The 23,666-nt window shown below is 72.0% G+C and carries 26 protein-coding genes; 16 read left to right on the top strand and 10 right to left on the bottom strand.

Translation table 11 applies throughout. The annotated features are described in order from the left end of the window. Positions 1 to 32: 32 nt before the first annotated feature. The 4 genes from ACZ61C_RS30465 to ACZ61C_RS30450 are packed head-to-tail and all read left to right on the top strand — an operon-like array spanning position 33 to position 3,202. Positions 33 to 1,415: a ferredoxin reductase family protein gene (locus ACZ61C_RS30465; RefSeq protein WP_465311282.1), complete on the top strand. Its 1,383-nt coding sequence runs from the start codon at positions 33 to 35 to the stop codon at positions 1,413 to 1,415. Between the two features lie 13 nt (positions 1,416 to 1,428). Beyond that, on the top strand, positions 1,429 to 1,872 hold the full coding sequence (locus ACZ61C_RS30460; protein ID WP_465311281.1) for an FMN-binding protein: 444 nt from the start codon (positions 1,429 to 1,431) through the stop codon (positions 1,870 to 1,872). 41 nt (positions 1,873 to 1,913) lie between these two features. Further along, complete coding sequence (locus ACZ61C_RS30455) at positions 1,914 to 2,657, top strand: FAD:protein FMN transferase (protein ID WP_465311280.1); 744 nt, start codon at positions 1,914 to 1,916, stop codon at positions 2,655 to 2,657. After that, positions 2,657 to 3,202, top strand: coding sequence for a DUF2231 domain-containing protein (locus ACZ61C_RS30450; RefSeq protein WP_465311279.1), 546 nt, complete (start codon positions 2,657 to 2,659; stop codon positions 3,200 to 3,202). Before ACZ61C_RS30455 ends, ACZ61C_RS30450 begins: the two co-directional genes overlap by 1 nt. Positions 3,203 to 3,308: 106 nt before the next feature. Here the strand turns inward: ACZ61C_RS30450 and ACZ61C_RS30445 are convergent, their stop codons facing one another. Next, positions 3,309 to 3,980 (bottom strand): TetR/AcrR family transcriptional regulator, encoded by a 672-nt coding sequence (locus tag ACZ61C_RS30445; RefSeq protein WP_465311278.1) that lies wholly within the window; start codon positions 3,978 to 3,980, stop codon positions 3,309 to 3,311. Positions 3,981 to 4,086: 106 nt separating this feature from the next. Between ACZ61C_RS30445 and ACZ61C_RS30440 the strand changes: the two genes are divergently transcribed. Genes ACZ61C_RS30440 through ACZ61C_RS30430 form a run of 3 tightly spaced genes read left to right on the top strand, consistent with a single transcriptional unit; the run spans position 4,087 to position 6,203 of the window. Further along, entirely contained in the window at positions 4,087 to 4,494 is a 408-nt protein-coding gene (locus tag ACZ61C_RS30440; RefSeq protein WP_465311277.1) for a PPOX class F420-dependent oxidoreductase, read from the top strand. 15 nt (positions 4,495 to 4,509) lie between these two features. Then, the gene (locus ACZ61C_RS30435) at positions 4,510 to 5,424 is read left to right on the top strand and encodes an NADP-dependent oxidoreductase (protein ID WP_465311276.1); all 915 of its coding nucleotides are present in this window, start codon (positions 4,510 to 4,512) and stop codon (positions 5,422 to 5,424) included. 17 nt (positions 5,425 to 5,441) lie between these two features. After that, positions 5,442 to 6,203, top strand: coding sequence for an SDR family NAD(P)-dependent oxidoreductase (locus ACZ61C_RS30430; RefSeq protein ID WP_465311275.1), 762 nt, complete (start codon positions 5,442 to 5,444; stop codon positions 6,201 to 6,203). Positions 6,204 to 6,245: 42 nt separating this feature from the next. Here the strand turns inward: ACZ61C_RS30430 and ACZ61C_RS30425 are convergent, their stop codons facing one another. Together ACZ61C_RS30425 and ACZ61C_RS30420 are read right to left on the bottom strand one after the other, a co-directional pair. Then, complete coding sequence (locus tag ACZ61C_RS30425) at positions 6,246 to 6,881, bottom strand: response regulator (protein ID WP_465311274.1); 636 nt, start codon at positions 6,879 to 6,881, stop codon at positions 6,246 to 6,248. Beyond that, positions 6,878 to 8,089: a sensor histidine kinase gene (locus tag ACZ61C_RS30420; protein WP_465311273.1), complete on the bottom strand. Its 1,212-nt coding sequence runs from the start codon at positions 8,087 to 8,089 to the stop codon at positions 6,878 to 6,880. Before ACZ61C_RS30420 ends, ACZ61C_RS30425 begins: the two co-directional genes overlap by 4 nt. 135 nt (positions 8,090 to 8,224) lie before the next feature. Between ACZ61C_RS30420 and ACZ61C_RS30415 the strand changes: the two genes are divergently transcribed. From ACZ61C_RS30415 to ACZ61C_RS30390, 6 genes are all read left to right on the top strand, one after another. Further along, positions 8,225 to 9,301, top strand: a complete 1,077-nt coding sequence (locus ACZ61C_RS30415; RefSeq protein ID WP_465311272.1) for an ABC transporter permease — start codon at positions 8,225 to 8,227, stop codon at positions 9,299 to 9,301. Then, entirely contained in the window at positions 9,298 to 10,002 is a 705-nt protein-coding gene (locus ACZ61C_RS30410; protein WP_465311271.1) for an ABC transporter ATP-binding protein, read from the top strand. Before ACZ61C_RS30415 ends, ACZ61C_RS30410 begins: the two co-directional genes overlap by 4 nt. A 269-nt stretch (positions 10,003 to 10,271) precedes the next feature. Continuing rightward, entirely contained in the window at positions 10,272 to 10,691 is a 420-nt protein-coding gene (locus tag ACZ61C_RS30405) for a hypothetical protein (protein ID WP_465311270.1), read from the top strand. 197 nt (positions 10,692 to 10,888) lie between these two features. Continuing rightward, the gene (locus ACZ61C_RS30400) at positions 10,889 to 11,518 is read left to right on the top strand and encodes a TetR/AcrR family transcriptional regulator (protein WP_465311269.1); all 630 of its coding nucleotides are present in this window, start codon (positions 10,889 to 10,891) and stop codon (positions 11,516 to 11,518) included. Between the two features lie 107 nt (positions 11,519 to 11,625). Beyond that, entirely contained in the window at positions 11,626 to 12,183 is a 558-nt protein-coding gene (locus ACZ61C_RS30395; protein WP_465311268.1) for a DinB family protein, read from the top strand. Continuing rightward, the gene (locus ACZ61C_RS30390) at positions 12,180 to 13,274 is read left to right on the top strand and encodes a winged helix DNA-binding domain-containing protein (protein ID WP_465311267.1); all 1,095 of its coding nucleotides are present in this window, start codon (positions 12,180 to 12,182) and stop codon (positions 13,272 to 13,274) included. Before ACZ61C_RS30395 ends, ACZ61C_RS30390 begins: the two co-directional genes overlap by 4 nt. On the opposite strand, the gene ACZ61C_RS30385 is transcribed toward ACZ61C_RS30390, so the two are convergent. Further along, entirely contained in the window at positions 13,271 to 14,110 is an 840-nt protein-coding gene (locus ACZ61C_RS30385) for a GNAT family N-acetyltransferase (protein ID WP_465311266.1), read from the bottom strand. The genes ACZ61C_RS30390 and ACZ61C_RS30385 overlap by 4 nt on opposite strands. Before the next feature lie 43 nt (positions 14,111 to 14,153). Beyond that, complete coding sequence (locus ACZ61C_RS30380) at positions 14,154 to 15,110, bottom strand: helix-turn-helix transcriptional regulator (protein WP_465311265.1); 957 nt, start codon at positions 15,108 to 15,110, stop codon at positions 14,154 to 14,156. A gap of 111 nt (positions 15,111 to 15,221) precedes the next feature. Between ACZ61C_RS30380 and ACZ61C_RS30375 the strand changes: the two genes are divergently transcribed. Continuing rightward, positions 15,222 to 15,680 carry a nucleoside deaminase gene (locus ACZ61C_RS30375; protein ID WP_465311264.1) on the top strand — a complete coding sequence of 153 codons (459 nt, stop codon included), beginning with the start codon at positions 15,222 to 15,224 and terminating at the stop codon, positions 15,678 to 15,680. A gap of 38 nt (positions 15,681 to 15,718) precedes the next feature. Further along, complete coding sequence (locus ACZ61C_RS30370; RefSeq protein ID WP_465311263.1) at positions 15,719 to 16,678, top strand: isopenicillin N synthase family dioxygenase; 960 nt, start codon at positions 15,719 to 15,721, stop codon at positions 16,676 to 16,678. Between the two features lie 6 nt (positions 16,679 to 16,684). Here ACZ61C_RS30370 and ACZ61C_RS30365 read toward each other — a convergent pair whose 3' ends face one another. Together ACZ61C_RS30365 and ACZ61C_RS30360 are read right to left on the bottom strand one after the other, a co-directional pair. Continuing rightward, the gene (locus ACZ61C_RS30365; protein WP_465311262.1) at positions 16,685 to 17,887 is read right to left on the bottom strand and encodes a hypothetical protein; all 1,203 of its coding nucleotides are present in this window, start codon (positions 17,885 to 17,887) and stop codon (positions 16,685 to 16,687) included. A gap of 207 nt (positions 17,888 to 18,094) precedes the next feature. Continuing rightward, positions 18,095 to 19,372 (bottom strand): GGDEF domain-containing protein, encoded by a 1,278-nt coding sequence (locus tag ACZ61C_RS30360; protein WP_465311261.1) that lies wholly within the window; start codon positions 19,370 to 19,372, stop codon positions 18,095 to 18,097. 238 nt (positions 19,373 to 19,610) lie between these two features. Between ACZ61C_RS30360 and ACZ61C_RS30355 the strand changes: the two genes are divergently transcribed. Continuing rightward, positions 19,611 to 20,570, top strand: a complete 960-nt coding sequence (locus ACZ61C_RS30355) for a chitinase (RefSeq protein ID WP_465311260.1) — start codon at positions 19,611 to 19,613, stop codon at positions 20,568 to 20,570. A 131-nt stretch (positions 20,571 to 20,701) separates the two neighbouring features. On the opposite strand, the gene ACZ61C_RS30350 is transcribed toward ACZ61C_RS30355, so the two are convergent. From ACZ61C_RS30350 to ACZ61C_RS30340, 3 genes are all read right to left on the bottom strand, one after another. Further along, on the bottom strand, positions 20,702 to 21,190 hold the full coding sequence (locus ACZ61C_RS30350) for a hypothetical protein (RefSeq protein WP_465311259.1): 489 nt from the start codon (positions 21,188 to 21,190) through the stop codon (positions 20,702 to 20,704). Positions 21,191 to 21,317: 127 nt separating this feature from the next. Beyond that, complete coding sequence (gene murJ, locus ACZ61C_RS30345) at positions 21,318 to 23,099, bottom strand: murein biosynthesis integral membrane protein MurJ (protein ID WP_465311258.1); 1,782 nt, start codon at positions 23,097 to 23,099, stop codon at positions 21,318 to 21,320. A 142-nt stretch (positions 23,100 to 23,241) separates the two neighbouring features. Then, on the bottom strand, positions 23,242 to 23,499 hold the full coding sequence (locus ACZ61C_RS30340) for a hypothetical protein (RefSeq protein WP_465311257.1): 258 nt from the start codon (positions 23,497 to 23,499) through the stop codon (positions 23,242 to 23,244). Positions 23,500 to 23,666: the final 167 nt, after the last annotated feature.

Raw genomic sequence — 23,666 nt, 5'->3', positions numbered from 1 at the left:
GTGGACCGGAGAACGATCACCCGAGGAGCCCGATGTCCGCCACTCTCGTCGCCCGCCACGCCGCGCGGCCCGCGATCCGCGCGTGGTGGCGCGACGCCGCCGGGCTGACCGCCTGGCTGAGCGTCCTCTTCGTGGTCGCGCTCTGGGTGTCCGGACGCGGCCTGCAGGACCTCGGGACCGACTTCTTCACCTCGGCCGGACGGCTCACCGGGCTGGTGTCGGCGGACCTCCTGCTGCTGCAGGTGCTGCTGATGGCGCGCATCCCCTGGGTGGAGCGCAGCTACGGCCAGGACGAGCTGGCCCGCCGCCACCGGCTCACCGGGTTCACCTCGATCACGCTGCTGGCCGCGCACCTCGTGTTCATCACCCTCGGGTACGCGGCGGCCGATCGTTCCGGTGTGGTCTCCGAGGCGTGGGCGCTGGTCACGACCTACCCCGGCATGCTCCTGGCGACCGCGGGAACGGCCGCGCTGGCCATGGTCGCCGTGACGTCGGTGCGCGCGGCCCGCCGCCGCCTGCGGTACGAGTCCTGGCACCTGCTGCACCTCTACGCCTACCTCGGCGCCGGCCTGGCGCTGCCGCACCAGCTGTGGACCGGCGCCGACTTCACCCCCTCGCCGGCGGCCACGGCGTTCTGGTGGACCGCCTACGCGTCGGCGGCGGGCGCCGTGCTCGTGTTCCGGCTCGGGCTGCCGGGGTGGCTCAACCTCCGGCACCGGCTGGTCGTCGAGCAGGTGGAGCCCGAGGGCCGCGGCGTCGTCTCGGTCTACCTGACCGGCCGTGACCTCGACCGGTTGCCGGTGGCGGCGGGCCAGTTCTTCGTCTGGCGGTTCGTCTCCGGGCCGGGCTGGACGCGCGGCAAGCCGTTCTCCCTCTCGGCCGCTCCGGACGGGCACCGGCTGCGGATCACGGCGAAGGACCTCGGCGCGGGCAGCCGCCGGCTGGCCAAGCTGCTCCCCGGCACGCCCGTGCTGTTCGAAGGCCCGTACGGCCGGCTGACCGGGACTGTCCGCAAAGGACGGAAGATCACACTGTTCGCCTCCGGCATCGGGATCACGCCCATGCGCGCGCTCCTGGACGAACTCCCCTATCGCCCCGGGGAAGCCGTGCTGTTCCACCGCGCCGGCCGCCCGGCGGACCTGCTGTTCCGCCGGGAGCTGACAGACCTGGCCGCCCGCCGTGGTGTCCGGATCCACTACCTGCTCGGCCGCCGGGCCCGCGACCGCGCGTCCTGGCTGCCCACCGGCTACGCGCCGGTGCCCGACGAGCAGGTGCTGCGCCACCTGGTGCCCGACATCGCCGAGCACGACATCTACGTCTGCGGCCCCGACGCCTGGACCGGCGCCGTGCTCGACAGCGCGCGCCGCGCCGGTGTCCCCGCCGACCGCGTCCACGCCGAGCGGTTCGCCTGGTAGGAAAGGACTTCCGATGCGCCGGATCGCCATCGCTCTCGCCGCGACGGTTTCGATCGTCGTGCTGTTGTTCAGCTACCGCACGAGCACCGGCTCGACGCCGGTCACCGCGGCGCGCCCGCTCGGTGGCGCACAGCCGCCCCACACCACGAGCCCGACGGTGTCCGGCGGCACCCCCGGTGGCGCCGGCACCTTCACCGGTGAAGCCGCGGACACCCGCTACGGTCCAGTCCAGGTGCAGATCACCGTCACCGGCGGCAAGATCACCGATGCCCAGGCCGTCCAGTACCCCCAGGAGAGCGGCCGCGACGTCCGGATCAACTCCGCCGCCGTGCCCGAGCTCAACCAGGAGACGCTGCAGGCCCAGAGCGCACAGATCGACACCGTCAGCGGCGCGACGTACACGTCCGAGGGCTATCAGCAGTCCCTGCAGTCGGCGATCGACCAGGCCCACCGGTGACTGCCGCGTACCGGCACCGCCGATCGTGGACCCGGCCGGCCATGGGCACCCAGGTCAGCCTCCACCTCCGAGGCACGCGGGTGGACTCCGACCCCGCCGTCGAGCCGGCGGTCGCCGCGGTCTTCGGGCACCTGCGCGCCGCCGACGAGCTGTTCAGCACCTACCGGGCCGACAGCCAGGTCACGGCCATCCGACGCGGCGAGCTCCCCCGCGAGCAGTGGCACCCCTGGGTCGCCGAGGTGGTCGGACTCTGCGAACAGGCCCGGGAACGCACCGACGGCTACTTCGACCCGTGGCGGCTCCCCGGCGGCTTCGACCCGTCCGGCCTGGTCAAGGGCTGGGCCGCCGAAGGAGCCGCGGCCCACCTCACCCGGCTGCGCGGGTACGACCACTACCTCAACGCCGGCGGCGACATCACCGCCCGCCTCAACACCGCCCGTTCCCCGGCCTGGCGGGTCGGCGTCGAAGACCCCGCCGACCCGGCCGTTTTCCTCGCCGTCCTCGACCTGCGCACCGGCGGCATCGCGACGTCCGGCACGGCCGCTCGCGGCGCCCACATCGTCGACCCCCACACCGGGCTGCGCACCAGCAACCTGCTCTCGGTGACGGTGACGGGTCCGGCCCTGCTGTGGGCCGACGTGTACGCCACGGCGGCGTTCGCCCGCGGCGGGAACGTCGCCCGCTGGGTCGCCACGCGCGCACCCGGCTACGAGGTGGCGGCGCTCGCCCGGGCGCCTGAACCCCTTTCCCCCGGCCGATCCCACCACACTCCACAAAGGACATGATGACCACCCTCAACGGCCTGCCCGCCCACATCCTGCTCGTGCACGCGATCGTCGTCCTGCTGCCGTTGGCCGCGCTGCTGCTGGTGCTGAGCGCATTGTGGCCCGCCGCTCGCGCGAAACTGGCCGGTCCGAACGCGATCCTGGCCGTCCTGGTCGTGGTTCTGGTCCCGATCACCACGGACGCCGGTGAATGGCTCGAACGCCGCGTCGCGTCGACCCCGCTGGTCCGCACCCACACCGAGCTCGGCGACACGGCGATCTGGGCGGCGATCCCGGTCGCCCTGCTCGCGCTCGTCGTGTGGTGGCGTCACCGCGAAAGTCTCGCGCCCCGGGCGGCTGACCCGAAGTCGGCAGCGGTCGCCACCCGCCGTCGCCCGTTCCTCGCCCCGGCATCCACCGCGGTCACCGTGGTGCTCTCGGTCCTGGCCGTGGTGGCCGCGGGCGCGACGTTCTACGACATCTACCGCATCGGCGATTCCGGCGCCCAGGCCAGCTGGCAGGGCCAGTTCAGCACCACACCGGCCCCCCGAGGTCCTCGCCCATGACGTCCCGCGTGCGCATGCTTCGTCCGCTGCCGGCGGGTGCCGGCGTGCCGCTTGTCCGGACGGACCGGGCGCGGGGCGGCACCTCGCCGATGTCCTCCGGCCCCGATCAGGTCCCGGCGAGAAGCTGGTCGAGCACCCGGTCGAGCCCGAAGGCGAACAGCTCGTCGTCCGGCCAGCCGGCATCGACGAACCCGGACGTGCTGAGCGTCGGATAGCGCTCGGCGGACGCGAGGATGTGCGCGCGGACCTTGGCGATCGCGGCCGGGTCGTCCAGCCGGCGCCAGGTGGCGTCCGCCATCGCCGCCCCCAGCACGAAGCCCGCGAGCGTTCTGGTCGCTGCGGCCAGGTCGAGCCCGGTCAGCCCGGACCGGACGAGCATCGCCTGGATGAACTCGGTGCGCGCCAGCACGTTGGGCCCCAGCAGCGGACGACCGAGCAGCGCGGGTGACCACGGATGAGCGAGCATCGCGGCGCGCCAGCCGATGAGCAGCGTCCGCAGGCCGGTCCGGGGTGCCGAGCCGGGTGGGGGCAGCGGCACCTCGCCGACGGCGTGGTCGAGCGCGAGATCGAGCAGGTCTTCCTTGGTCGAGACGTGCCAGTAGAGCGCGGTGGACGTCACCTCGAGCCGCTCGGCGAGCCTGCGCATCGTCAAGCGCTCCACACCCGACGCGTCGAGCTCGGCGATCGCCGCCGCGATGATCCGCTCCAGCGTGAGCGGCGTGTTGCGCCTGGGCGGTCGTGGCGCCTCGTCCCGCAGCCAGAAGACGTCTTGGGTCACGGTCGAGGACCTTACCGGCCGACATTTGACTTACCAACAGTAAGTTAATATAACGTCGGTAAGTCAAGCTCGTGAAGTTTCCACGACACCGGCTCCGAGGAGACGCATGTTCACCGACAAGGAAATCCACTATCTCGACGACCAGCCCCTGTGCCGCGTCGCCACCGCCCAGCCCGACGGCACCCTCCAGGTCAGCCCGGTCGGCTTCACCTACAACCCCGACACGCAGACCATCGACCTGATGGGGCTCAACCTCCGCAAGAGCCGCCGGTTCCGCAACGTCGCCGACAACGGCCGCATCGCGCTCGTCATCGACGACGTCCCCAGCACGGACCCCTGGCGAGTCCGCTCCCTGGAGATCCGCGGCCACGCCGAGGCGATTTCCGACGTCGAAACCCCCGGCCACCACGACAACGCGATGATCCGCGTCCACCCCCAGCGCATCATCGCCATCGGCGTCGAGGACTGGGACGTCGACTACACCCAGCAAACCCCCAGCAGCCGCGACGTCTGACCGGAGACCATCACCATGAAAGCAGCGCAGTTCAAGCAGTACGGCGGCCCCGAAGTCCTCGAACTCGTGGATCTGCCCGACCCGCACCCCGGACCCGGCCAGGTCCGCATCCGGGTCCGTGCGGCCGGGATCAGCGCCAGCGACACCAAAATCCGCTCCGGCGAACTCAGCTTCGGCGCCACCCTGCCGCAAACCACGGGGGCCGACGTGGCCGGCATCGTCGACGAAATCGGCGACGGTGTCACCGACGTCACCGTCGGCGACCGGATCTTCGGCATCTCCGACGACCAAGCCGCCGCCGCCGAGTACGCGCTGCTGAGCTTCCGGGCGGAAATCCCGCCGTCACTCGGGTTCGTCGACGCCGCCGGCATTCCCGCCGCCCTCGAAACCGCCACTCGCGGTCTCGACCAGCTCCACGTCACCACCGGCACCACGCTGTTCGTCAACGGCGCCTCCGGCGGGGTCGGCACCGCGACCGTCCAGCTCGCCCTCGCCCGCGGCGCCCGGGTCATCGGCTCCGCCGGCGCCCGCAACAGCGGCTTCCTGCACACCCTGGGCGCGGAACCGGTGGTCTACGGGGACGGCATGACCGACCGCGTCCGCGCCCTCGCTCCCGACGGCGTCGACGTCGCCCTCGACGTCGCCGGAAACGGCGTGCTCCCCGAACTGATCGCGCTCGCCGGTGGCGAGCCGAAGAACGTGATCACCGTCGCCGACTTCGCCGGCGCCGAAGCCCACGGCGTCCACTTCAGCAACGGCTTCGCCGACGGCAACGCCTTCCACGCCCTGGCCACCATCGGCGATCTCATCGAAGCCGGCAAGTTCTGGCTGCCGGTCGAACGGACCTACCCCCTCGCCGACATCGCCGATGCCCACCACGCCGCCGAAACCGGCCACGTCCGCGGCCGCCTCGTCCTCATCGTCAACTGAAAGGGACGGAACTCCCAGTGAGCAGCACCGAACCGGCCTCCTGGGCTTTGGTCACCGGCTCGACCAGCGGCATCGGCCGCGAGACCGCCCTGAAACTGGCCGAAGACGGCTACGCGATCGTGGTCTGCGGTCGCGACACCGACCGGGCCGCCGAAACCCGCAAGACAATCGAGTCCACCGGCGGCCGCGCAGTCGCCCTGATCGCCGACTTCGCCGATCCCGCCGAAGTCCGCCGGCTCATCTCCGAGACGCGCGAAGCGACCGCGGGCGGCACTGTCGACGTCCTGGTCAACAACGCCGGCGGCGGCGGGTTCGCGCCCACCGAGGACACCACCGAGGACATGTTCGACACGGCGTTCGCCCTCAACGTCAAAGCGCCTTACCTGCTGACCGCCGCGTTCGCTCCCGCCATGGCCGAACGCGGCCGGGGCGCGATCGTCAACGTCGGCAGCCTCAGCACCACCATGGCCGCTTCCGGAACCAGCGCTTTCCAAGCGGCGAAAGCCGCCCTGAGCATGCTGACCAAGTCCTGGACCGCCGAGTACGGCCCCCGTGGAGTCCGGGTCAACTCCGTCGACCCCGGCTACGTCCTGACTCGCGTCAACGAGCACATCCGCGCCATGTTCGGCGGCTACCTCGCCACCCTCCCGGCCGGCCGCGGCGCCCAGCCCGAAGAAGTCGCCGAAGCCATCCGGTTCCTGGTTTCCCCGCAGGCCTCCTACATCCAGGGAATAACGCTTTCCGTCGACGGAGGAAAGAACGCGGTCGTGGCGATGTGAGTCCTGGCCGAGACGCGCGGCGCCAAGCCGTCGCCGTGCGGATCAGCGGCGGATGAGGCCGAGCGCGGTGGCGGCCGCGACGGCGGCGGTGCGTGAGTCGACGCCGAGCTTGGTGTAACAGCGGGCCAGGTGCGACTTCACCGTTCCCTCGGTGAGGTGCAGACGCTGCGCGATGGCCCGGTTGGACAGCCCGTCGGCGACCAGCGCGAGCACCTCGATCTCTCGCCTGGTCACCGCGATCGCGGGCCGGCGCATCCGGTCGAGGAGCCGGTCGGCCACCGTCGGCGCCAACGTGGTGCGCCCGGCCGCGGCGGTGCGCACGGCGGCGGCCAGGTCGTCGGGATCGGCGTCCTTGAGCAGGTACCCGGTGGCGCCGGCCTCGATGGCGGGCAGCGTGTCGGCGTCGGTGTCGTAGGTGGTGACGACCAGGACGCGCGGCGCGCCGGCGCGGGCGGTGATCGCCGCGGTGGCTTCGGCGCCGCTCATCCCGGCGCCGAACTGCAGGTCCATCAGGACCACGTCGATGTCACCTTCGGCCGCCCGGGCCACCGCGGCCTCGGCCGTCGCGGCCTCGGCGACCACGACGAGACCGGGCTCGGTCTCCAGGACGGCACGCAGTCCCGCGCGCACCACGGGATGGTCGTCGGCCAGGAGCAGGCGGATCGGGGTGTCGGTCACGGACGGACCTCCCGCCGGGCGTCGTCGGAGAGGGGAAGCCGCGCGGCCAAGGCGGTGCCCTGGCCGGGCGCCGACTCGATGGCGAACGTGCCGCCCAGGGCTCGAGTGCGCGCCCGCATCGCCGCCAGCCCGAAACCACCTTCGCCGGGGTCGGCCGCCGGCAGGCCGCCGGGGTCGAACCCGGCGCCGTCGTCGACGATGTCGAGCGTGACCTCGTCATCGGCGTAGCTCAACGTGAGCTCGACCGCGGCTGCGCCGGCATGACGGACGGTGTTGGCGAGGGCGGCTTGGGCGATGCGCAGCAGCGCGACCTCGTGCGCGGTCGGCAGCGGCGCCGCGTCACCGGCGAGGTGGAAACGCGCGGTGATCCGGTGCCGGCCGCTGGTGGTGGCGCAAAGGCGCGCCAGAGCACCGGACAGCGTGGTGTCGTCGAGCGCCGGCGGGGTGAGGGCGGCCACAAAACGGCGTGCTTCGGCGAGGTTGTCCGCGGCGGCCTGACGAGCTTGGTCCACGTAGCGGGCGGCGTTCTCGGCGCCTTCGGGCAGGGACCGGCCGGCCGCACGCAGCAGTAGCTGGATGCTGGACAGTCCCTGGGCGAGCGTGTCGTGGATCTCACGGGCCAGGCGTTCCCGTTCGGCCAGCACCCCGGCCTCGTGCTGGGCCTCGGCCAGGTCGGCGCGGGTCGCGGTCAGATCGTCGATCAGGCGCCGCCGCCGCTCGCTTTCCCGGTACAGCGCCTGGTACCCCCACACCACGGCAACGGCGACGGCCGCACCGAGCGCCGGCCCGATCGCCGCCGCCGGGCTGAATGCGCCCTGGTGTGCGGCGAACGCCGCGATCGCGGCCACCGCCGTCGCGATCACCGCGGCCAGCCCGGTTCGGCGCGAAAGCAGGTGAAGCTGCAGGAAGTACAGCGGAAACGCGACCCACACGGCGTCGGCGGTCAGGACCACCAAGACGAGCCAGCCGGCACACAGGACACCCAGCCACCCCGCGGCCACCCGCCGGGAAGCGCGGACGTGCGGCAGAAGCGGCCCCGCCGCGTACAGCACTCCGCAGGCCGCGGCCACCGCGACGACCGCGCCCGCGCGGGGCTGTTCCCCGGTGACAGCCCGCACCGCGGCCAGGGCGAGCAGGGCGACGAGCAGCAGGTGCAGGCACCAGGTCAGCACCCGGTTGGGCGGGGTCGTGGCGGGCGCGGCGTTCACAGTGCTTCCCAGGCTACGGACCTACGGCGGGAAGGACCTCTGTCAAAAGGTGGAACCGGCGCGCCGTCCTCCGGCCCGGTGAATGCCATCCCCCGCCCGATGCCGTGCTTCCGGTTCGCGGCGACGATCGACGTCATGTTCGTTGCCTGGAGAGACCTGAAGTTCGCCAAAGGGCGCTTCGCCCTGATGGCCGCCGTCATCGTGCTGATCACCCTCCTGGTCGGCCTGCTGTCCGGGCTGACCGCCGGGCTCGGCCGGCAGAACGTCTCCGCCGTCACCGGCCTGCCCGCCGACAAGGTCGTCTTCGCCGCGCCCAGCGGTGACCAGGGCCTGTCGTTCGCCGACTCCACGGTCACCGAGGCGCAGTGGCGGCAGTGGGCCGCCGCACCCGGAGTGGCCGGCGCCGAACCGCTGGGCATCACCACCACCAAGGCCACCGCCGGTGACCGGAGCGCCGGTGTCTCGGCCTTCGGTGTCCGAGCCGGTTCCGCGCTCGCCCCGGGCGGCGGTGAGCTCACCGGGAGCTCCGTGGTCCTGTCCGCGTCCGCCGCGGCCGACCTGGGACTCCGTCCCGGAGACCGGATGACCCTGGCCGGACGGCAGCTGTCCGTGGCCGCGGTGTCGGGTGACGCCTCCTTCAGCCACACGCCGGTCGTCTGGACCACCCTCGAGACGTGGCGGGCGATCGCCCCGCCGACCGGCGGCGACGCGACCGTGATCGCCCTGACCACGACTTCCGACGCCGCCGTCGAGGCCACCGACCGCGCGGCCGGCACCAAGACGGTCTCCCTGGACGACTCGTTGTCCGCGATCGGCTCCTACACGTCCGAAAACGGTTCCCTGCAGCTGATGCGCGGCCTCCTGTTCGCCATTTCCGCGCTGGTCATCGGCGCGTTCTTCACCGTGTGGACCATCCAGCGCAGCGCCGACGTCGCCATTCTCAAGGCGTTGGGCGCGAGTACGGCCGGGCTGCTCCAGGACGCCCTGGGCCAGGCCGTCGTCCTGCTCGCCGCCGGGACGCTCGTCGGCACCGGCCTCGCCGCCGCGCTCGGCGTGGCACTCACCGGCTCCGCGATTCCCTTCGTCCTCACCCCCGCCACGGTGCTCGTCCCGGCCGCCGTGACGGTCCTGCTCGGCGCAGCGGGCGCGGCGCTCGCGATCCGCCGCATCACCTCCGTCGACCCGCTGACCGCACTCGGGAGCACCCGATGAGCCTCACCTTGACCGACATCACCCTCACCTACCCCGACGGCGACACCCGCATCACCGCACTCGACCAGGTCACCCTCGACGTCCCGCGCGGCAAGCTGACCGCCGTCGCCGGCCCCTCCGGCTCCGGCAAGTCCAGCCTGCTGGCCGTCGCCGCCACGCTCGTCACCCCCGACGCCGGCACCGTCGTCGTCGACGGCATCCCGGCCACCGGCCTGCGCCGAGGAGAGCTCGCCGACCTTCGCCGCACCAAGATCGGCATCGTCTTCCAGCAACCCAACCTGCTGCCCGCCCTCACCGCCGCCGAACAGCTCCAGGTGATGGCGCGGATCAACGGCCGCTCCCCGGCCAAAGCCCGCGGACGTGCACTGGACCTGCTCGACGCCGTCGGCCTCGCCCCCCAGGCCGGGCGCCGCCCGCACCAGCTCTCCGGTGGCCAGCGCCAGCGCGTGAACATCGCCCGCGCGCTGATGAACGACCCGACGGTCCTGCTGGTCGACGAACCCACCAGCGCCCTCGACCACGAACGCGGCGCCGCCGTCATCGATCTCCTCACCCGCCTCACCCACCAGCGGGCCACCGCGACGGTCCTGGTCACCCACGACCGCACCCACCTCACCACCGTCGACCAGGTCGTCGAAGTCCACGATGGACGCTTGCGGCCGCCGGCCCGGTCTTCATCGATCAGCAGCCTGCGCCAGTAGCTCCAGAACTCGGGCAGGATCAGCGCGATGATCGCGATCGGCACGGCCTGCCGGCCTGCACAGGGCGCCGAGCCTTCGCCCACGTGACGTCCGGCGACGATGCGCGAGAAGCTCGACGCCGACGAGCGAGTGGACGGGCCGGTCGATCGCCTGAACGGCGAGCGTCGCACTGCGATATGAGGCGTCCCCTCACCGAGTGGAGGTCCGTACGTCACCTGACAGGAACACCTTCTTCACCACCACAGCTCGTCGCCGCGGTCGCTGCTCTGGTGGAGCTCTTCGTTCCCCTTCTCACCGCGATGATCACGGCGATGGGCGATCACCCGTGGCAGCTCGGTGCCGCCTTGGCCGGCGGCCTGGGGCTCGTCATGGTGCTCGTTCATCGGACCGCTTATTTCTTTGAGGAGCGGAAGACCACGCCCTCCGGCTTCGATCGCCTTCAGCTGTGGGGAAGCCTGCTGTCCCTGGCTGTCTACTCCATGGTGGTGGTCTCCGCGTTCGACCCCGGCGGCTGGAGGCTCCAGCTTCTCGCCGGGACGTGCGTGTGGTTGCTGCTGTCGGGGTCTTTCGAGGCGTGGTGGCTCCTTGAACCCGGCGACACGTCCGCGAAGTCAACGAAGAACCAGGATCCCGCCGATTCCGGCAAAGCGCCGGAGCAGCCACCGGAAGGCCAGACTGCCGTCAGCTGAGCTGCGCGAGCCCTCCCCCACCGTGTTGTGCGACGGGTGCCTTTGTCGACGACTGATCCTCAGTTGACAGCCGGCCGTTGCTGACCGCGGCAAAACTGGCCCCAGGTTCGCCGACAAAGCGCTCGCTTACAATGGGCCGATCGGGGCTGGCCCTCGTGCCCGGCACTCGGGGCGGTGCGATCTGGGAGGATCACCGGATGACGATGTCGCTGTCGGCCGAACTGTGGCCGGACGTTCAGCCCGAGACCGCTCGGCGGCTGATGCTGGCCGGCGTCGAAGCCTTTGCCAAACGCGGGTACCACGCCACCACCACACGGGACATCGCCGGTGCCGCGGGGATGAGCCCGGCCGCGCTCTACGTGCACTTTCCGTCCAAGGCCGCGCTGCTGTTCGCCATCAGCCGGTACGGGCACGAGCAGACCCTCGCCCTCGTGGAGAACGTCGTGGCGAAGGTGTCGGATCCCGTTGAGCGGATCCGGCTGATCGTCGAGGACTTCGTGGCCTGGCACGCCCGGCGCCACACCGTGGCCCGGGTCGTGCAGTACGAGCTGCAGGCCCTGCCCGAGCAGGAGTTCGAGGTGGTCGCCGAGCTGCGGCGGCGGATCGAGCGGATCGTGCGCGACGTCATCACCGCCGGCGCCGCCGATGGCGTCTTCACCGTCTCCGACCCGCACATCTCGGCGCGCGCGGTGCTCTCGCTCGGGGTCGACGTCGCCCGCTGGTACACCGACCGGGCGCGCCAGACGCCGACCGCGCTCGGCAAGGAGTACGGCGAGCTCGTGCTGCGGATGCTCGGTGCGAAGCCTGAGACTCAGGTCACAGACTGAGCGGTCGGTCAGAACGTCGAACCGGGAAGCCCGAAAGTTCCGGCAGCACCCGATCTTGTCCGCAATAGCGGACACACTCTGCCCGCTTCTCCTGACACAGTGGCCGTATGCCGAACAACGAAGACGAGCGAGCCGACCTGGTCGCCGAGCTCGCCACGGCCCGGAGCGCCCTGATCTCGACGACGCACGGGCTCACCGACGAGCAGGCCGGCGCCCGGCCCACCGTCAGCGCGCTGTGCCTGGGCGGCCTGGTCAAGCACGTCGCGGCCATCGAGGAAGGCTGGCTGCGCTTCGTCGTCGACGGCCCGGCCTCGCTGAGTTTTGCGCTCCCCGACGGCGTGACCTGGGCGGACATGGCTGCCGGGACCGCTCGTGAGGTCCCGCAGTGGGCGATCGACCACCAGAACAACTTCCGGATGCTGCCCGGCGAAACCCTGGCCGAAATCGTCGCGCGCTACGAGGACGTCGCGAAGCGCAGCGAGGAGATCATCACGGCTTTGCCCGATCTGGCCGCGAAGCACCCGCTGCCGGAGGCGCCCTGGAGCCCGCCGGGCGAAGAGCGGAGCGTGCGCCGGGTGCTGATGCACGTCATCGCCGAAACCGCCCAGCACGCCGGGCACGCGGACATCCTGCGCGAGACGCTCGACGGCCGGAAGTCGACGTGAGCGTTCTGGACACCCGGGCGCTCAACCGCGCCACGCTCGCCCGGCAGCTGCTGCTCGACCGCGCCGACCTGTCCGCGCACGACGCCGTCGCGCACCTCTGCGGCCTGCAGGCGCAGGAACCGCAGGAACCCTTCGCCGGGCTGTGGTCCCGGCTGCGCGCCTTCGACCCGGCGGGCTTGTCGGACCTGCTGACCGGACGGCGGGTCGTGCGGACCCACCTGATGCGCCGGACCGTCCACCTGCTCACCGCCGACGACGTCCTGACCTGGCGCTCCCGCTTCGACGGCATGCTGCGCCAGCGTGTCCTCGGCACCTACCGCCGGGAGCTGGACGGCGTCGACCTCGACGAGCTCGCGGCGGCGGGCCGGGCCGTGCTGGCCGACGGTGAGCCACGCTCGATGGGCGAGATCGCCCGGGCGGTCGGCGACCGCTGGCCCGACCCGGGACCGCGGCCGCTCGGCGAGATGCTGATCGCCGCGCTGATCCCCACGGCCCAGCTGCCGCCCCGCGGGCTGTGGCGCACGAAGGGCGGCGTACGCAACCTGCCGCTGGCCGCCTGGCTCGGCCGCGACGTCGACCCGCCGGCCCCGGACGGCGCCGACCCCGTCGGACAGGCCCTGGTGCGGCGCTACCTGGCGGCGTTCGGCCCGGCGGCCACGGCGGACCTGCGGGCCTGGAGCGGTCTGGCCGGGTTGCCGGCGGCGGTGAAGGCGGTGCGCGAGGAGCTGGTGGCCTTCCGCGACGAGCGCGGCCGCGAACTCCTGGACCTGCCGGATGCGCCGCGCCCCGACCCGGACACCCCGGCGCCGGTGCGGTTCCTGCCGGCGTTCGACAACGCGATCCTCGGCTACGACGACCGCGGCCGCATCATCGACGACGCTCATCGCCTGCTCTCGGTGGCCGGGGAGCGGGTCGTCCTGGTCGACGGCCGCGTCGCCGCGACGTGGAAGACCGACGCCGGAACCGTGATTGTCACGCCGCTGGGCCGCCTCGGCCGGGCCGACCGCGGCGCCGTCGCGGAGGAGGGCGCCGAGCTCGCGAAGTTCCTGTCCGACGGCGAAAACGACCAGGTGCGGATCGAGAAAACCTAGCCGTCCCGGCGCAGGTCGCGGACCTCGGCCAGCGGCTCGAACCCCGCCGCGGCGTAGGTCGCGACCCCGCCGACATTGGCGCTCGGCGTGCAGACCAGCGCGCTCGACGAGCCCAGCTCCCGCAGCGCGGCCGCCGCGGCGAGCGTGATCGCCCTGCCGTGCCCGCGCCCCCGGTGGTCGTGATGCACGCCCATCGGCTCCAAGAGCCCCGGCTTGCCCGCGCCGGCCGACCACACCGTCACCGCCGCGACCGCGTCACCGCCGTCGAGCGCGACCAGGCTCCGGGCGTCCGCGTACGGCGAACCTGAAGCCATCGCGTGCCAGCGCTCCTCGGTGAACGTCGACTTGGCGAACGCCGCCCGCACGACCGCGGCGTGCGCCCACGCCCGCGCCGGTTCGATCACCTCGATCCGGACGCCCGGCTCTTCCACCGGCTCCGCGAGGGAGCGACGCAGCGGCGTCCACGGCTCGTCGGCCCGCCACCCGGCCGCCGGCAGCAGGTCCTGAACCACGGCGTCCCGCGGCGCCTCGATGTCGGCCTTGCCCGGGGGCAGCACGTCCGCCAGCTGCCGCGCCAGTTCCTCGTCGCCCCGGGCGTCCGGCGCGAACGTCACCCGCAGCAGCCCGGGCCCGTCCAGCAGCCCGACGGCGACGATCCGGCCGTCGCGGCGCCAGGTCCGGACCGCCGCGGCCGTCGCTTCCGCGCCGAACCGCCAGAACCAGCCGATGTCCCCCGGGTGCAGCTGCATCGGCGCCGCGTCGTCCTGCCACTCGCGCAGCGCGGCCACAGCCTCGCGCAGGCCCCCCGCGGCCGGCTCGTCCACGAAGATCCCCATGCCCCCGATCACACACCACGGCCGGAGCGACGGCATCCGGTTTTCAGCCGACCGCCCGCGCGAAGCGGTCGGCGATCTCACGCAGCCGCTCGACCAGCCCGGGCGGGGCCTCCTCGACCACGAAGTCGTAACCCCACTGGGCGAGGTAGTACGGCACGGCGTCGAGCGAGCTCGCCCCGGTCCGCACGCGGCAGCTGTGCTCGTCGATCGGCTCGACCGCGCCGCTGGTCGGCGGGACGCGCTGGGCCAGCACCGCCGCCGGCGCGGCGACCCGCAGCACGAGCTGGTGCGGGTAGGGCGCCGACGAGATCTGGCGCGAGACGTACGCGGCCAGGTCCTCGGCCGGAGGTTCGCGAGGGGTGAACCGGAAGCTCGGCGCCGGGACGCCGGTGATGCGGTCGACGCGGAACGTGCGCCAGCCGGCCCGGTCGAGGTCGAACGCCACCAGGTACCAGCGCCGTCCGGTGTGGACCAGCCGCAGCGGCTCCACCGACCGCTCGCTCTCGGCGCCGGAGCGGTCGCCGTAGCCGAAGCGCAGCCGCTCCTGGTCACGGCAGGCCGCCGCGATCGCGGTCAGCACCGACGCGTCGACCGTCGGCCCGCCGCCGGGCAGGGACACGGTCGCCGCCTGCAGGGCGCCCACCCGCGGCCGCAGCCGGGCCGGCAGCACCTGCTCGAGCTTGGCCAGCGCGCGCACCGACGTCTCCTCGATGCCGCTGACCGTGCCGCTCGCGGCCGTGCGCAGGCCGACCGCGACCGCGACGGCCTCGTCGTCGTCCAGCAGCAGCGGCGGCAGGGCGGCGCCCGCGCCGAGGCGGTACCCGCCGGCCACCCCCGGTGTCGCGTGCACCGGGTACCCGAGCGACCGCAGCCGCTCGACGTCGCGGCGGATCGTGCGGACGTCGACCTCGAGGCGCGTCGCGAGGTCGGCGCCGGGCCAGTCGCGCCGGGCCTGCAGCAGTGACAGCAGCCTGAGCAGGCGTTCCGAAGTGCCGTACATGGTCGGCAGTGTGCCAGACATCGCGGACAGTTCCGGTCCTCGATCGGCCGGATGGTGCAGCCGTGCGGTCAAAGACTTGCCAGGCACCGCCCCCGGCGGAAAGAGTGGCGCATGCCGATCGACCCTGGCGCCCTGCTCGCCGTCGCCCGAGAAGAAGCCGAGCTGGGCAAGGCCGAGGGAGGCGTGCCGATCGGGGCCGCCCTGTTCGACACCGCGGGCACCCTGCTGGGGCGCGGGCACAACCGGCGCGTGCAGGACGACGACCCGTCGATGCACGCCGAGACCTCGGCGTTCCGCAACGCCGGCCGGCGCCCGCACTACCGCGACACGATCATGGTCACCACGCTCTCGCCGTGCTGGTACTGCTCCGGGCTCGTCCGTCAGTTCGGCATCGGGCGCGTTGTCATCGGCGAAGCGGAAACCTTCCACGGCGGGCACGACTGGCTGGCCGGCCTCGGCGTGGAGATCACCCTGCTCGACGACCCCGCGTGCACGGCGCTGATGACGGAGTTCATCAGCACGCGCCCGGACCTGTGGTTCGAGGACATCGGGGTCGAAAAGTCCGGATAGGACAGTGCTTTCCAGCACAGCGCTTGCGAGGAGCCGGTATGCCGTCATCCGTTCCGCTCGTGGACCTTTCGCCGTGGTTCGCGGGCACCTCCGATGGCCGGGCCGAGGTGGCCGGGCAGGTCGACCGCGCGCTGCGGCAATCCGGGTTCCTGCTCGTCACCGGGCACGGCGTCGCCGACGACCTGCGCCGCCGGACCCGGGACCTGGCCCGGCGGTTCTTCGCGCTGCCGGAGGACGTCAAGCAGCGCTACGCCGTCACCGTCGGCGGCCGCGGCTGGCTGCCCCCGGGCGTCGAGGCCAACGGCTACGCCGAGGGCACCGAGACCCCGCCGGACCTCAAGGAGTCCTACTCGGCGGGCGCGGACACCCGGATCGGCGTCGCCGAGGTCGACGGGTTCTGGTTCCAGCCCAACGTCTGGCCGGACGAGGTGCCGGGCCTGGCCGAGGCGGCCACCGAGTACATGCGCCGGATGCGCGCGCTGTCGGACCACCTGCTGGAGATCTTCGCGGCGGCGCTCGGCCTGGCGGAGAGCCACTTCACGCGGCACACCGCACACCCGACGTACACGTTCAACATCAACTGGTACCCGCCGATGACCCGCGTCGGCGCCCCCGAGCCGGATCAGTTCCGGATCGGCCCGCACACCGACTTCGGCACCGTGACGGTGCTCGACCGCCAGGCCGGCGTCGGCGGCCTGCAGGTCTACACCGCCGGCGAGTGGGAGGACGCGCCGTTCCACCCCGACGCGCTGACGGTGAACATCGGCGACCTGATGGCCCGCTGGACCGGTGACCGCTGGCGCTCGACCCGCCACCGCGTCCTCCCGCCGGCGGCGACGGCGCCCGACGAGGACCTGATGTCCCTGGTCTTCTTCTACGAGACCGACCACGACGCGCGGATCACGTCGCTCGCGCCGCCGCTGGGCCGGCGGATCTACCCCGAGGTCATCGCGGCGGACTACCTGCGGGAGAAGCTCGATGCGATCACGATGAGCTAGCCCGGCTCACCGCCGCCGTTTGCTGTGGACCCGGATCGGTTTCTTGGGCCTGTCTTCGGCTGGCGCGACCGGAACGATCGCCGTGACAGGTCCGCGGCCGTGGAACAGGTAGGGCGCGCCTGCGACGATCAGTTTCACGGCCAAGTGGCCGTGCACGGCGTCGACGAGTGAAGTCGTGTATGTCTCTTCCGTGATCGCGAAAGCAAGGAAGCCCACTGCAGCCACAGTTGCGAACAGCAGGGCGACTCCGGCGTACGGCCACAGCGGCAGGGAAAGACCCAACTCTCCGATCACGAAATAGGTCATTTCGGTCCCCGACCACGTCTCGGCGAGCTGCACCGGCATCGCCGCGACGGCGAGGACGTAGATCAGCGCAAACGTGATCGCGAGGACACCCAGCATGAGCGTGCAGAGGCGGACAGCACACTGTCGGCGGAATCCGGACGCAACCAGCCTTGCCAGATCAGCGGCCGTTCCGGGCAGCGCGTGCGGGGCGAACGCCTGGCGTTGGTAACGGTCAAGCCTTCGGCTCTCCGGCCACCTTTCTCTCACCAGACATCGCGAGTGCAGAGTCACCACGCCCCGGGCGACTGCCGCGTCGACGTTCTCGGCAACGGTGGCCGCTGCTCGCTCGAACACTTTGTCTACCCGCACCCTTCGCAGCCGCACGAGCACCAGCATCAGCAACGGCACGATCGACAACAGCGCCAGCAATGCCAGCCGCCCCTTCGCCGCGGCAGCGAAATGCCACGGATCCTCGGTGAGCAGCGGGGCGATGACGATCACCAGCGCGGCCGGTACGAAGATCGGGATACGCAAGGCCAACTCCAGAGCGCGGAGGCTCCATCGGCCGACGAAGGTCACCGCCACCGGCACCAGATGAGTCACCATCAACGCGGCGCCGCGCTGCTCCGTCATCAGGACGGCACCCGCCGCAAGCCACAGACCCAGCAGGATCAAGAGGTCGAGCGTCGGGGTCAGCAAACCCGCCATACTGAGCAGCAGCACGATGACGATCCCGCCGGCGACCAGCCCTACCGCGGCGAACAGCCCGAATCCACCCAGGACCATCGAGCTCGCCACCAGCCCGACCACCGTCGCAGCCGTGACCGAGCCGCTGAACATGCGACCTGCGTTGGCTTGGTCGTGGAGTGCGTCGGGACAGACTTCGCCGAAGCCGATCCGGCGCAGTGCCCGCACGCTGAGCACGCGTGGCTCCACAGGCCGACGTCCCGGCCTGATCACCGAACGGGCGTTCTCGTGTTTCTGATGCTGACGCCACCGCCAGCCGCCTGGGTCGAGCACGTTGCAGGCTCCCTTCGCGGCGGGCTTGGTCGGCCTCTTGGTCGCTCGACGGCAACCGATTGTTACCGGAGCCGAGTGTCAAGCCAGTCATAGAGGCTCGTCAGCGATGAGCTAGCCCGGGTCCGGCTCCGCGCAGATCGTGCGGTTCCGGCCCGCCGCCTTGGCCCGCAGCAACGCCGCCTCCGCGGCCAGGAGCGCGTCGGCCAGGGGCTCGTCGGCCGCGCAGCCCGCCACGCCGATCGACACCGTCACGCCGACGAACTGGGGCCCGTCGCCGGACGCCTTGAGCGCCACCAGCGTCGAGGCGACCCGGAGCCGGATCCGCTCGGCGATCGCCATCGCGTCGAAGCGGCCGGTGCCGGGCAGCAGCACCGCGAACTCCTCACCGCCGGAGCGGCCCACGAGGTCGGCGGCGCGGACCTCGTCGCGCAGGGTGTCGGCGACCGCGCGCAGCACCGCGTCGCCGATCCGGGCGCCGTAGCGGTCGTTGAGCTGGCGGAAGTGGTCGAGGTCGAGCAGGAGCACGGCCTGGCCGGGGCCGTGCCGGCCGAGGCGCGTGACCTCGGCTTCGGCGGCGCCCCGCCACGAGGCGGAGGTCAGCACGCCGGTGCCGGGATCCACGGTGACGTGCTCGCGGCGGCCGCGGCCCAGCCCGCCGCGGTGCAGGACGACGGTGGCGCCGGCCAGCAGGGGCACGAGCAGCGGCGCGGCGGTGGCGGCCCAGGCCAGCGGCAGGCCGAACGTGGTCATCGCGGCATCGAAAGCGTGTCCCGGCAGGGCTTCACGGGGGCCGCGGGGGCCGTCGGCGGCGGTCACGAGCGCGGCGTTCACGGCGAGGAACACCACCCCGGCGACGACGAGCAGGGCGACCGCGCGGGTGTCCAGGACCGTGCCGAACGGCCGGACGCCGGTCGCGGTGAGGAACGCCCCGGCGACCAGACCGGCCAGCGCCGTCGCCGCGGCGCCGAACACCTGCCGGTAGACGGGTCTTCTCCGGACCCGGACCCACTGGTGCAACGCCGAGAGCGCGATCAGCGCGACGGCGAGACCGGGCCGGAGCACCACGACGCCGGCGAAGATCCACGCCGTGTCGACGCCGGGGCCGAGGAGGGTCTCTTCGCGGTGGCGTTCCATCGGGCGCGCGAGCTCCGCCGAGGCGAGCATCCCGGCCAGGAGCAGCGCGAACGGCGTCAGCATCGTGGTCAGCGGCGGGAACCGGACGGCGGCGAGGACCACCGCGGCGACCGCGAGGACGTCGATCAGGACGAGGTAGCAGACCTGGCCGCGGCGCGGCAGCCGCCACAGCGCCCACCGCTGCAGGAGCACGGCGGACGGGAACCGGCCGGGGCGGCGTCCCCCGCCGGCTGCGACCGTGGAATCCCCCACCATTTCGGCAAAGTAGCCGGTGCGCGGCGTCGTGTCACTCCGCCTTCAGGGGAATCTCACATCGCCCTGAGCAACGGGACGCTCGGGAGCCGAACGCACACAGTGGGTCATTTTTCCGACCGAAGAAGGGTTGACACGCAACATTGGTCTAGTCCACTGTGTGGGGGCACACAGCGCTCCTCCCGGGATGATCCCGCCGCCTCAAACCGGAGGTGCTCCACTCACAATTGGAGGACCCCCCATGAAATCAGTGCGCCGTCTGGTGACCCTCGCGGTCGCGGCCGGAGCCGCGATGGCGACGGCCGTGGGTCTCGCCCCGCAGGCCATGGCCGCGGTGGACCCGGTGCTCGCATCCCCGTACCTGTACCAGTGGGGCGGGCAGACCAGCCCGACCGCGGCGATGTCCGCGTCCGGCGTGAAAGCGTTTACCCTCGCGTTCGTGCTGTCCGACGGCACCTGCAACCCCAAGTGGGACGGCAGCCGCTCGCTGACCGGCTCGGACAAGACGATGATCCAGAACATCCGCAACGCGGGCGGGGACGTGATCCCCTCCTTCGGCGGCTGGTCCGGCACGAAGCTGGGCTCGAAGTGCACGTCGGCCTCGGCGCTCGCGGGCGCGTACCAGAAGGTCATCGACGCCTACGGCCTGAAGGCGATCGACCTCGACATCGAGAACACCGACGAGTTCCAGAACACCACCGTGCAGGACCGCATCCTCAACGCGGTCAAGCTGACCAAGCAGAAGAACCCGAACCTCAAGGTCGTCATCACCATCGGCACCACCACGACCGGCCCCGACTCCTGGGGCAAGCGCCTGATCAACCAGGCCAAGGCGATCGGCGCCGGCGTCGACGTCTGGTCGGTCATGCCGTTCGACTTCTCCAGCGGCGGCGACATGGCCGCCATGACGAAGTCCGCGGTCGACGGGCTGAAGAACCAGCTCAAGACCACGTTCGGCTGGAACGACGACACCGCCTACCGGCACAGCGGCCTCTCCTCGATGAACGGCAAGACCGACAACGCGGGTGAGACGGTCACGGTCGCGAACTTCAACTCCATCCGCGGTTACGCGACGAGCCACCACCTGGCCCGCTTCACGTTCTGGGCCACCAACCGCGACTGCAGCGGCGGCGGCGAGTGCTCCGGCATCTCGCAGGACAAGTACGCGTTCACCAAGATCGTCGCCGGCTACGCCGGCTGACACAGACCCGTAGTGGGGCTGTCGGAGGCCCTCTCACCGGCATCGGGGCCGGTGAGGGGGTCTTCGCGGGTTCCGGTGAGCGGTAACGGTTCCGGTCACCGGGAACCGCTTTCCTCCCCGGACCGCGGACCTCAGCGCACCGGCGTTCCGTGCCCGCGGCACCCGTACGGATAACACCGGTAGTAGTCCGTTGTGGACGGTGGGGGCATGACCACGGTCGTCACCGGATCCGACGGCCGCGGCAGCTCGACCGTGACCGTCGGCGTCGGCGTGGGCGTCTGCCGGGCGTGCATCACCACCGGCGACGGCGTCGTCGTCCGGGTCGGCACGGCGATCGCCGAGGTCGGGGCGCCCGTGGCCGGCTGCAGCTGGGGGAACCGCGTGGTCCCCGGGACCGGCTCCGGCCGGGTCGCCAGCGCCAGCGCGAAGCCGCCCAGGACCACGAGCACCGCCGAGGCCAGGGCCAGCCGGCCGCCCGCACCGCGCGGCTGGGGCGAAGGACCGCGCCGGGCGGCCGCTTCGGCCGACCGTGAGCCGGGTTTCCGCGGCCGCGCTCCGGCTTCCCGCAGCAGTTCGTCGACCGTCACCCTGTCCCGCCGCCTGCGCGCGCTGCGCGTCATGCACGACCTCCACCCCATCGCTGATCCCGCTGGATACTAAGAAGCCGCGCCGGAATTGTAAACGCGCTGATCGCAGCGCTCTCGTTATCGTTTCGAGACATCCGGACCGGCTTTCCGGCCGTAGTCGTCAACGAGGCGCGAGCCGCCGCAGGAGGCCGCCCACGCGCCGGGTCACCGGCGTGAACTCGGGCAGCTTCAGCACCGCCAGCAACCCGAACGGCACAGCCATCCCGAGCAAGGTCTGGACCGGGAGTTTCACCCACGCGGCGGGGATCGTGCCGAGCGAGCCCGGCACCGCGTACCCGGCGAGCACCGCGGCCCCGACGCCGAGGGCGCTGGCCCCGAGCGTGATCAGCCCGACCCGCAGCGACCGCTTGCTGCGCAGGTGCCCGAGCCGCACCCACAGCCAGACCTGGCCGAGCACCGCGCCGACGACGAACCCCGCGCCGTTCACCAGCATCACGCCGTAGACGATGTGCTCACCGTCGAGCAGCCCGCGGCAGAGCAGCAGCAACGGGATCTTCACCGCCGTCATCACGAGCATGATCAGCGTGGGCGTGCGCGCGTCCTTCATCGCGTAGAACACCCGCAGCTGCAGCATCACCAGCGCGAACGGCAGCAGCCCGGCGGCGGACACGGCGAGGGTCTGGCCGAGGCGCTCGGCGTCGTCCAGGGTGCCGCGGCCCCAGGTGAAGATCGCGATGCCGACCGGCGTGCCGACCACCGCGAGCACCGCCGAGATCGGCACGAAGAGCACTGTCGAGATGCGGGAGGCGAGCGAGAGGTCGCCGACCAGCGACACGGTGTCGCCGTCCGCGGCGGCGCGGCTCATCCGCGGCATCAGCGCGGTCAGCAGCGAGACGCCGAGGATGCCGTACGGCAGCTGGAAGAGCAGGGACGCGTAGCTGTAGGCCGTGACCCCGCCGCTGGTGCCGCCGGTCAGCACGCGCGTGGTGACGACGAACCCGACGTGGCTCACCACGACGTAGCCGAGGATCCACGCGGCGAGCCCGCCGAACTCCTTCATCCGCGGGTCGAAGCCCCAGCGCCAGCGGAACCGGAACCCGGTGCGCAGCAACGCGGGGATCAGCACCATCGCCTGCACGACGATGCCGAGCGTGGTGCCGAGGCCGAGCACGAGCAGCTTCGGGTCGCTCATCCGGACCGGGTCGAGCGTCAGCTCCCCCGGCACCACCGCGAACACGACGAGCGTGCCGGTGACGACGACGTTGTTCAGCACCGGCGCCCAAGCCGGCGGGCCGAAGACGTTCTGGGCGTTGAGGATCGCCGACAGCAGCGCGAAGAGGCCGTAGAAGAGGATCTGCGGCAGCAGCAGGTACGCCAGGGCGGTGGTCAACCCGGGGTTGGCCGTCGGAGACGACTTGTCGACGTAGAGCGCGGTGAACAGCGGGGCGATCGCCACCGCGACGGCCGTGCCGACGGTGAGCAGCACCAGCGCCATCGTGATCAGCCGCTGCGTGTAGGCGCGGCCGCCGTCCGGGTCGTCCTGCGAGCCGACCAGCAGCGGCACGATGACACTGGCCAGCACACCGCCGAAGAGGAGCTCGAACACGATGTTGGGCAGGGTGTTCGCGACGGTGAAGGAGTCGTTGACCACCCCGGTCCCGACCACGGCGGCGAGCAGCAGCTTCGCAACGAACCCGGTGATCCGGCTGACGGTCGAGGCGACGGCCATCCGGCCGCTGGAGCGGGCGAGCGACGAGCCGGCGCCTTCACCCCGGCCGGCGCTGACCGGCGAGGCGGGCGGCCGGGCGACGATCTGGGTGGCGAACTCGTCGTAGGGCCGCCGGGAGACGTCGAGGTCGCGAGTGGGCCAGTGGGGGCCGCGCAGCTCGCTGGGGAGGAAGACCGTCGCCTGGTCGTCCGCCGGTGGGGGGTGCTCCGCCATGGGACCAGACTGCCAGGTCAGTGCCACGGGCGGGACCGGGTGCCGGGCAGTTCACCGCGTTCGGCGGGCCGCGTCCGCCGCCACGCTCCGGCACCGAACGCGCGAGCGAACCGACCACACTACGTAACGCACGTTCAGGTACTCAGGCGGCGAGGCTGATCTCCAGGGCGGCGCGCCCCGCTTCGGTCAGCTCGGCCGGGACTCGCCCGGTCGCTCCCTCGGCCGCGGGTTTCAGGTAGCCGCCGTGGGCCAGGGCGTGGGCCGTGATCTGATCACAACACGCGAATCCGTCGATGAAGAGGTCCGGCTCGCAGCTGCACGACATCTGCGCGCGGCCGGCTCCCACCGCCCTCAGCATCGCCATCGCGCGGTGGGTGAGCTCGACTCCTGTACCGGACACCGGACTGCCTTCCTCTTCGAACCTGCTACTACGGGTCATCGTCCATTGCGCCAATTGTGTTAGCTACCGCACTAGGACGTTTACTAGACCCGGTCGGTTCCGGTAAGGAGCCCGACGGCGCGGGCACGGCGAACGGCGGCCCGGTTGCGCCCACAGGTCACGGCCGG

The sequence above is a fragment of the Amycolatopsis sp. NPDC104587 genome, assembly GCF_055583645.1.
This window is presented reverse-complemented; position numbering and strand designations above follow the sequence as displayed.

Coding starts and splice junctions, on each gene's coding strand:
- ACZ61C_RS30465 (WP_465311282.1), top strand. CDS start 33: ATGTCCGCCACTCTCGTCGCCCGCCACGCCGCGCGGCCCGCGATCCGC.
- ACZ61C_RS30460 (WP_465311281.1), top strand. CDS start 1,429: ATGCGCCGGATCGCCATCGCTCTCGCCGCGACGGTTTCGATCGTCGTG.
- ACZ61C_RS30455 (WP_465311280.1), top strand. CDS start 1,914: ATGGGCACCCAGGTCAGCCTCCACCTCCGAGGCACGCGGGTGGACTCC.
- ACZ61C_RS30450 (WP_465311279.1), top strand. CDS start 2,657: ATGACCACCCTCAACGGCCTGCCCGCCCACATCCTGCTCGTGCACGCG.
- ACZ61C_RS30440 (WP_465311277.1), top strand. CDS start 4,087: ATGTTCACCGACAAGGAAATCCACTATCTCGACGACCAGCCCCTGTGC.
- ACZ61C_RS30435 (WP_465311276.1), top strand. CDS start 4,510: ATGAAAGCAGCGCAGTTCAAGCAGTACGGCGGCCCCGAAGTCCTCGAA.
- ACZ61C_RS30415 (WP_465311272.1), top strand. CDS start 8,225: ATGTTCGTTGCCTGGAGAGACCTGAAGTTCGCCAAAGGGCGCTTCGCC.
- ACZ61C_RS30410 (WP_465311271.1), top strand. CDS start 9,298: ATGAGCCTCACCTTGACCGACATCACCCTCACCTACCCCGACGGCGAC.
- ACZ61C_RS30400 (WP_465311269.1), top strand. CDS start 10,889: ATGACGATGTCGCTGTCGGCCGAACTGTGGCCGGACGTTCAGCCCGAG.
- ACZ61C_RS30395 (WP_465311268.1), top strand. CDS start 11,626: ATGCCGAACAACGAAGACGAGCGAGCCGACCTGGTCGCCGAGCTCGCC.
- ACZ61C_RS30385 (WP_465311266.1), bottom strand. CDS start 14,110: ATGGGGATCTTCGTGGACGAGCCGGCCGCGGGGGGCCTGCGCGAGGCT.
- ACZ61C_RS30380 (WP_465311265.1), bottom strand. CDS start 15,110: ATGTACGGCACTTCGGAACGCCTGCTCAGGCTGCTGTCACTGCTGCAG.
- ACZ61C_RS30375 (WP_465311264.1), top strand. CDS start 15,222: ATGCCGATCGACCCTGGCGCCCTGCTCGCCGTCGCCCGAGAAGAAGCC.
- ACZ61C_RS30370 (WP_465311263.1), top strand. CDS start 15,719: ATGCCGTCATCCGTTCCGCTCGTGGACCTTTCGCCGTGGTTCGCGGGC.
- ACZ61C_RS30360 (WP_465311261.1), bottom strand. CDS start 19,372: ATGGTGGGGGATTCCACGGTCGCAGCCGGCGGGGGACGCCGCCCCGGC.
- ACZ61C_RS30355 (WP_465311260.1), top strand. CDS start 19,611: ATGAAATCAGTGCGCCGTCTGGTGACCCTCGCGGTCGCGGCCGGAGCC.
- ACZ61C_RS30350 (WP_465311259.1), bottom strand. CDS start 21,190: ATGACGCGCAGCGCGCGCAGGCGGCGGGACAGGGTGACGGTCGACGAA.
- murJ (WP_465311258.1), bottom strand. CDS start 23,099: ATGGCGGAGCACCCCCCACCGGCGGACGACCAGGCGACGGTCTTCCTC.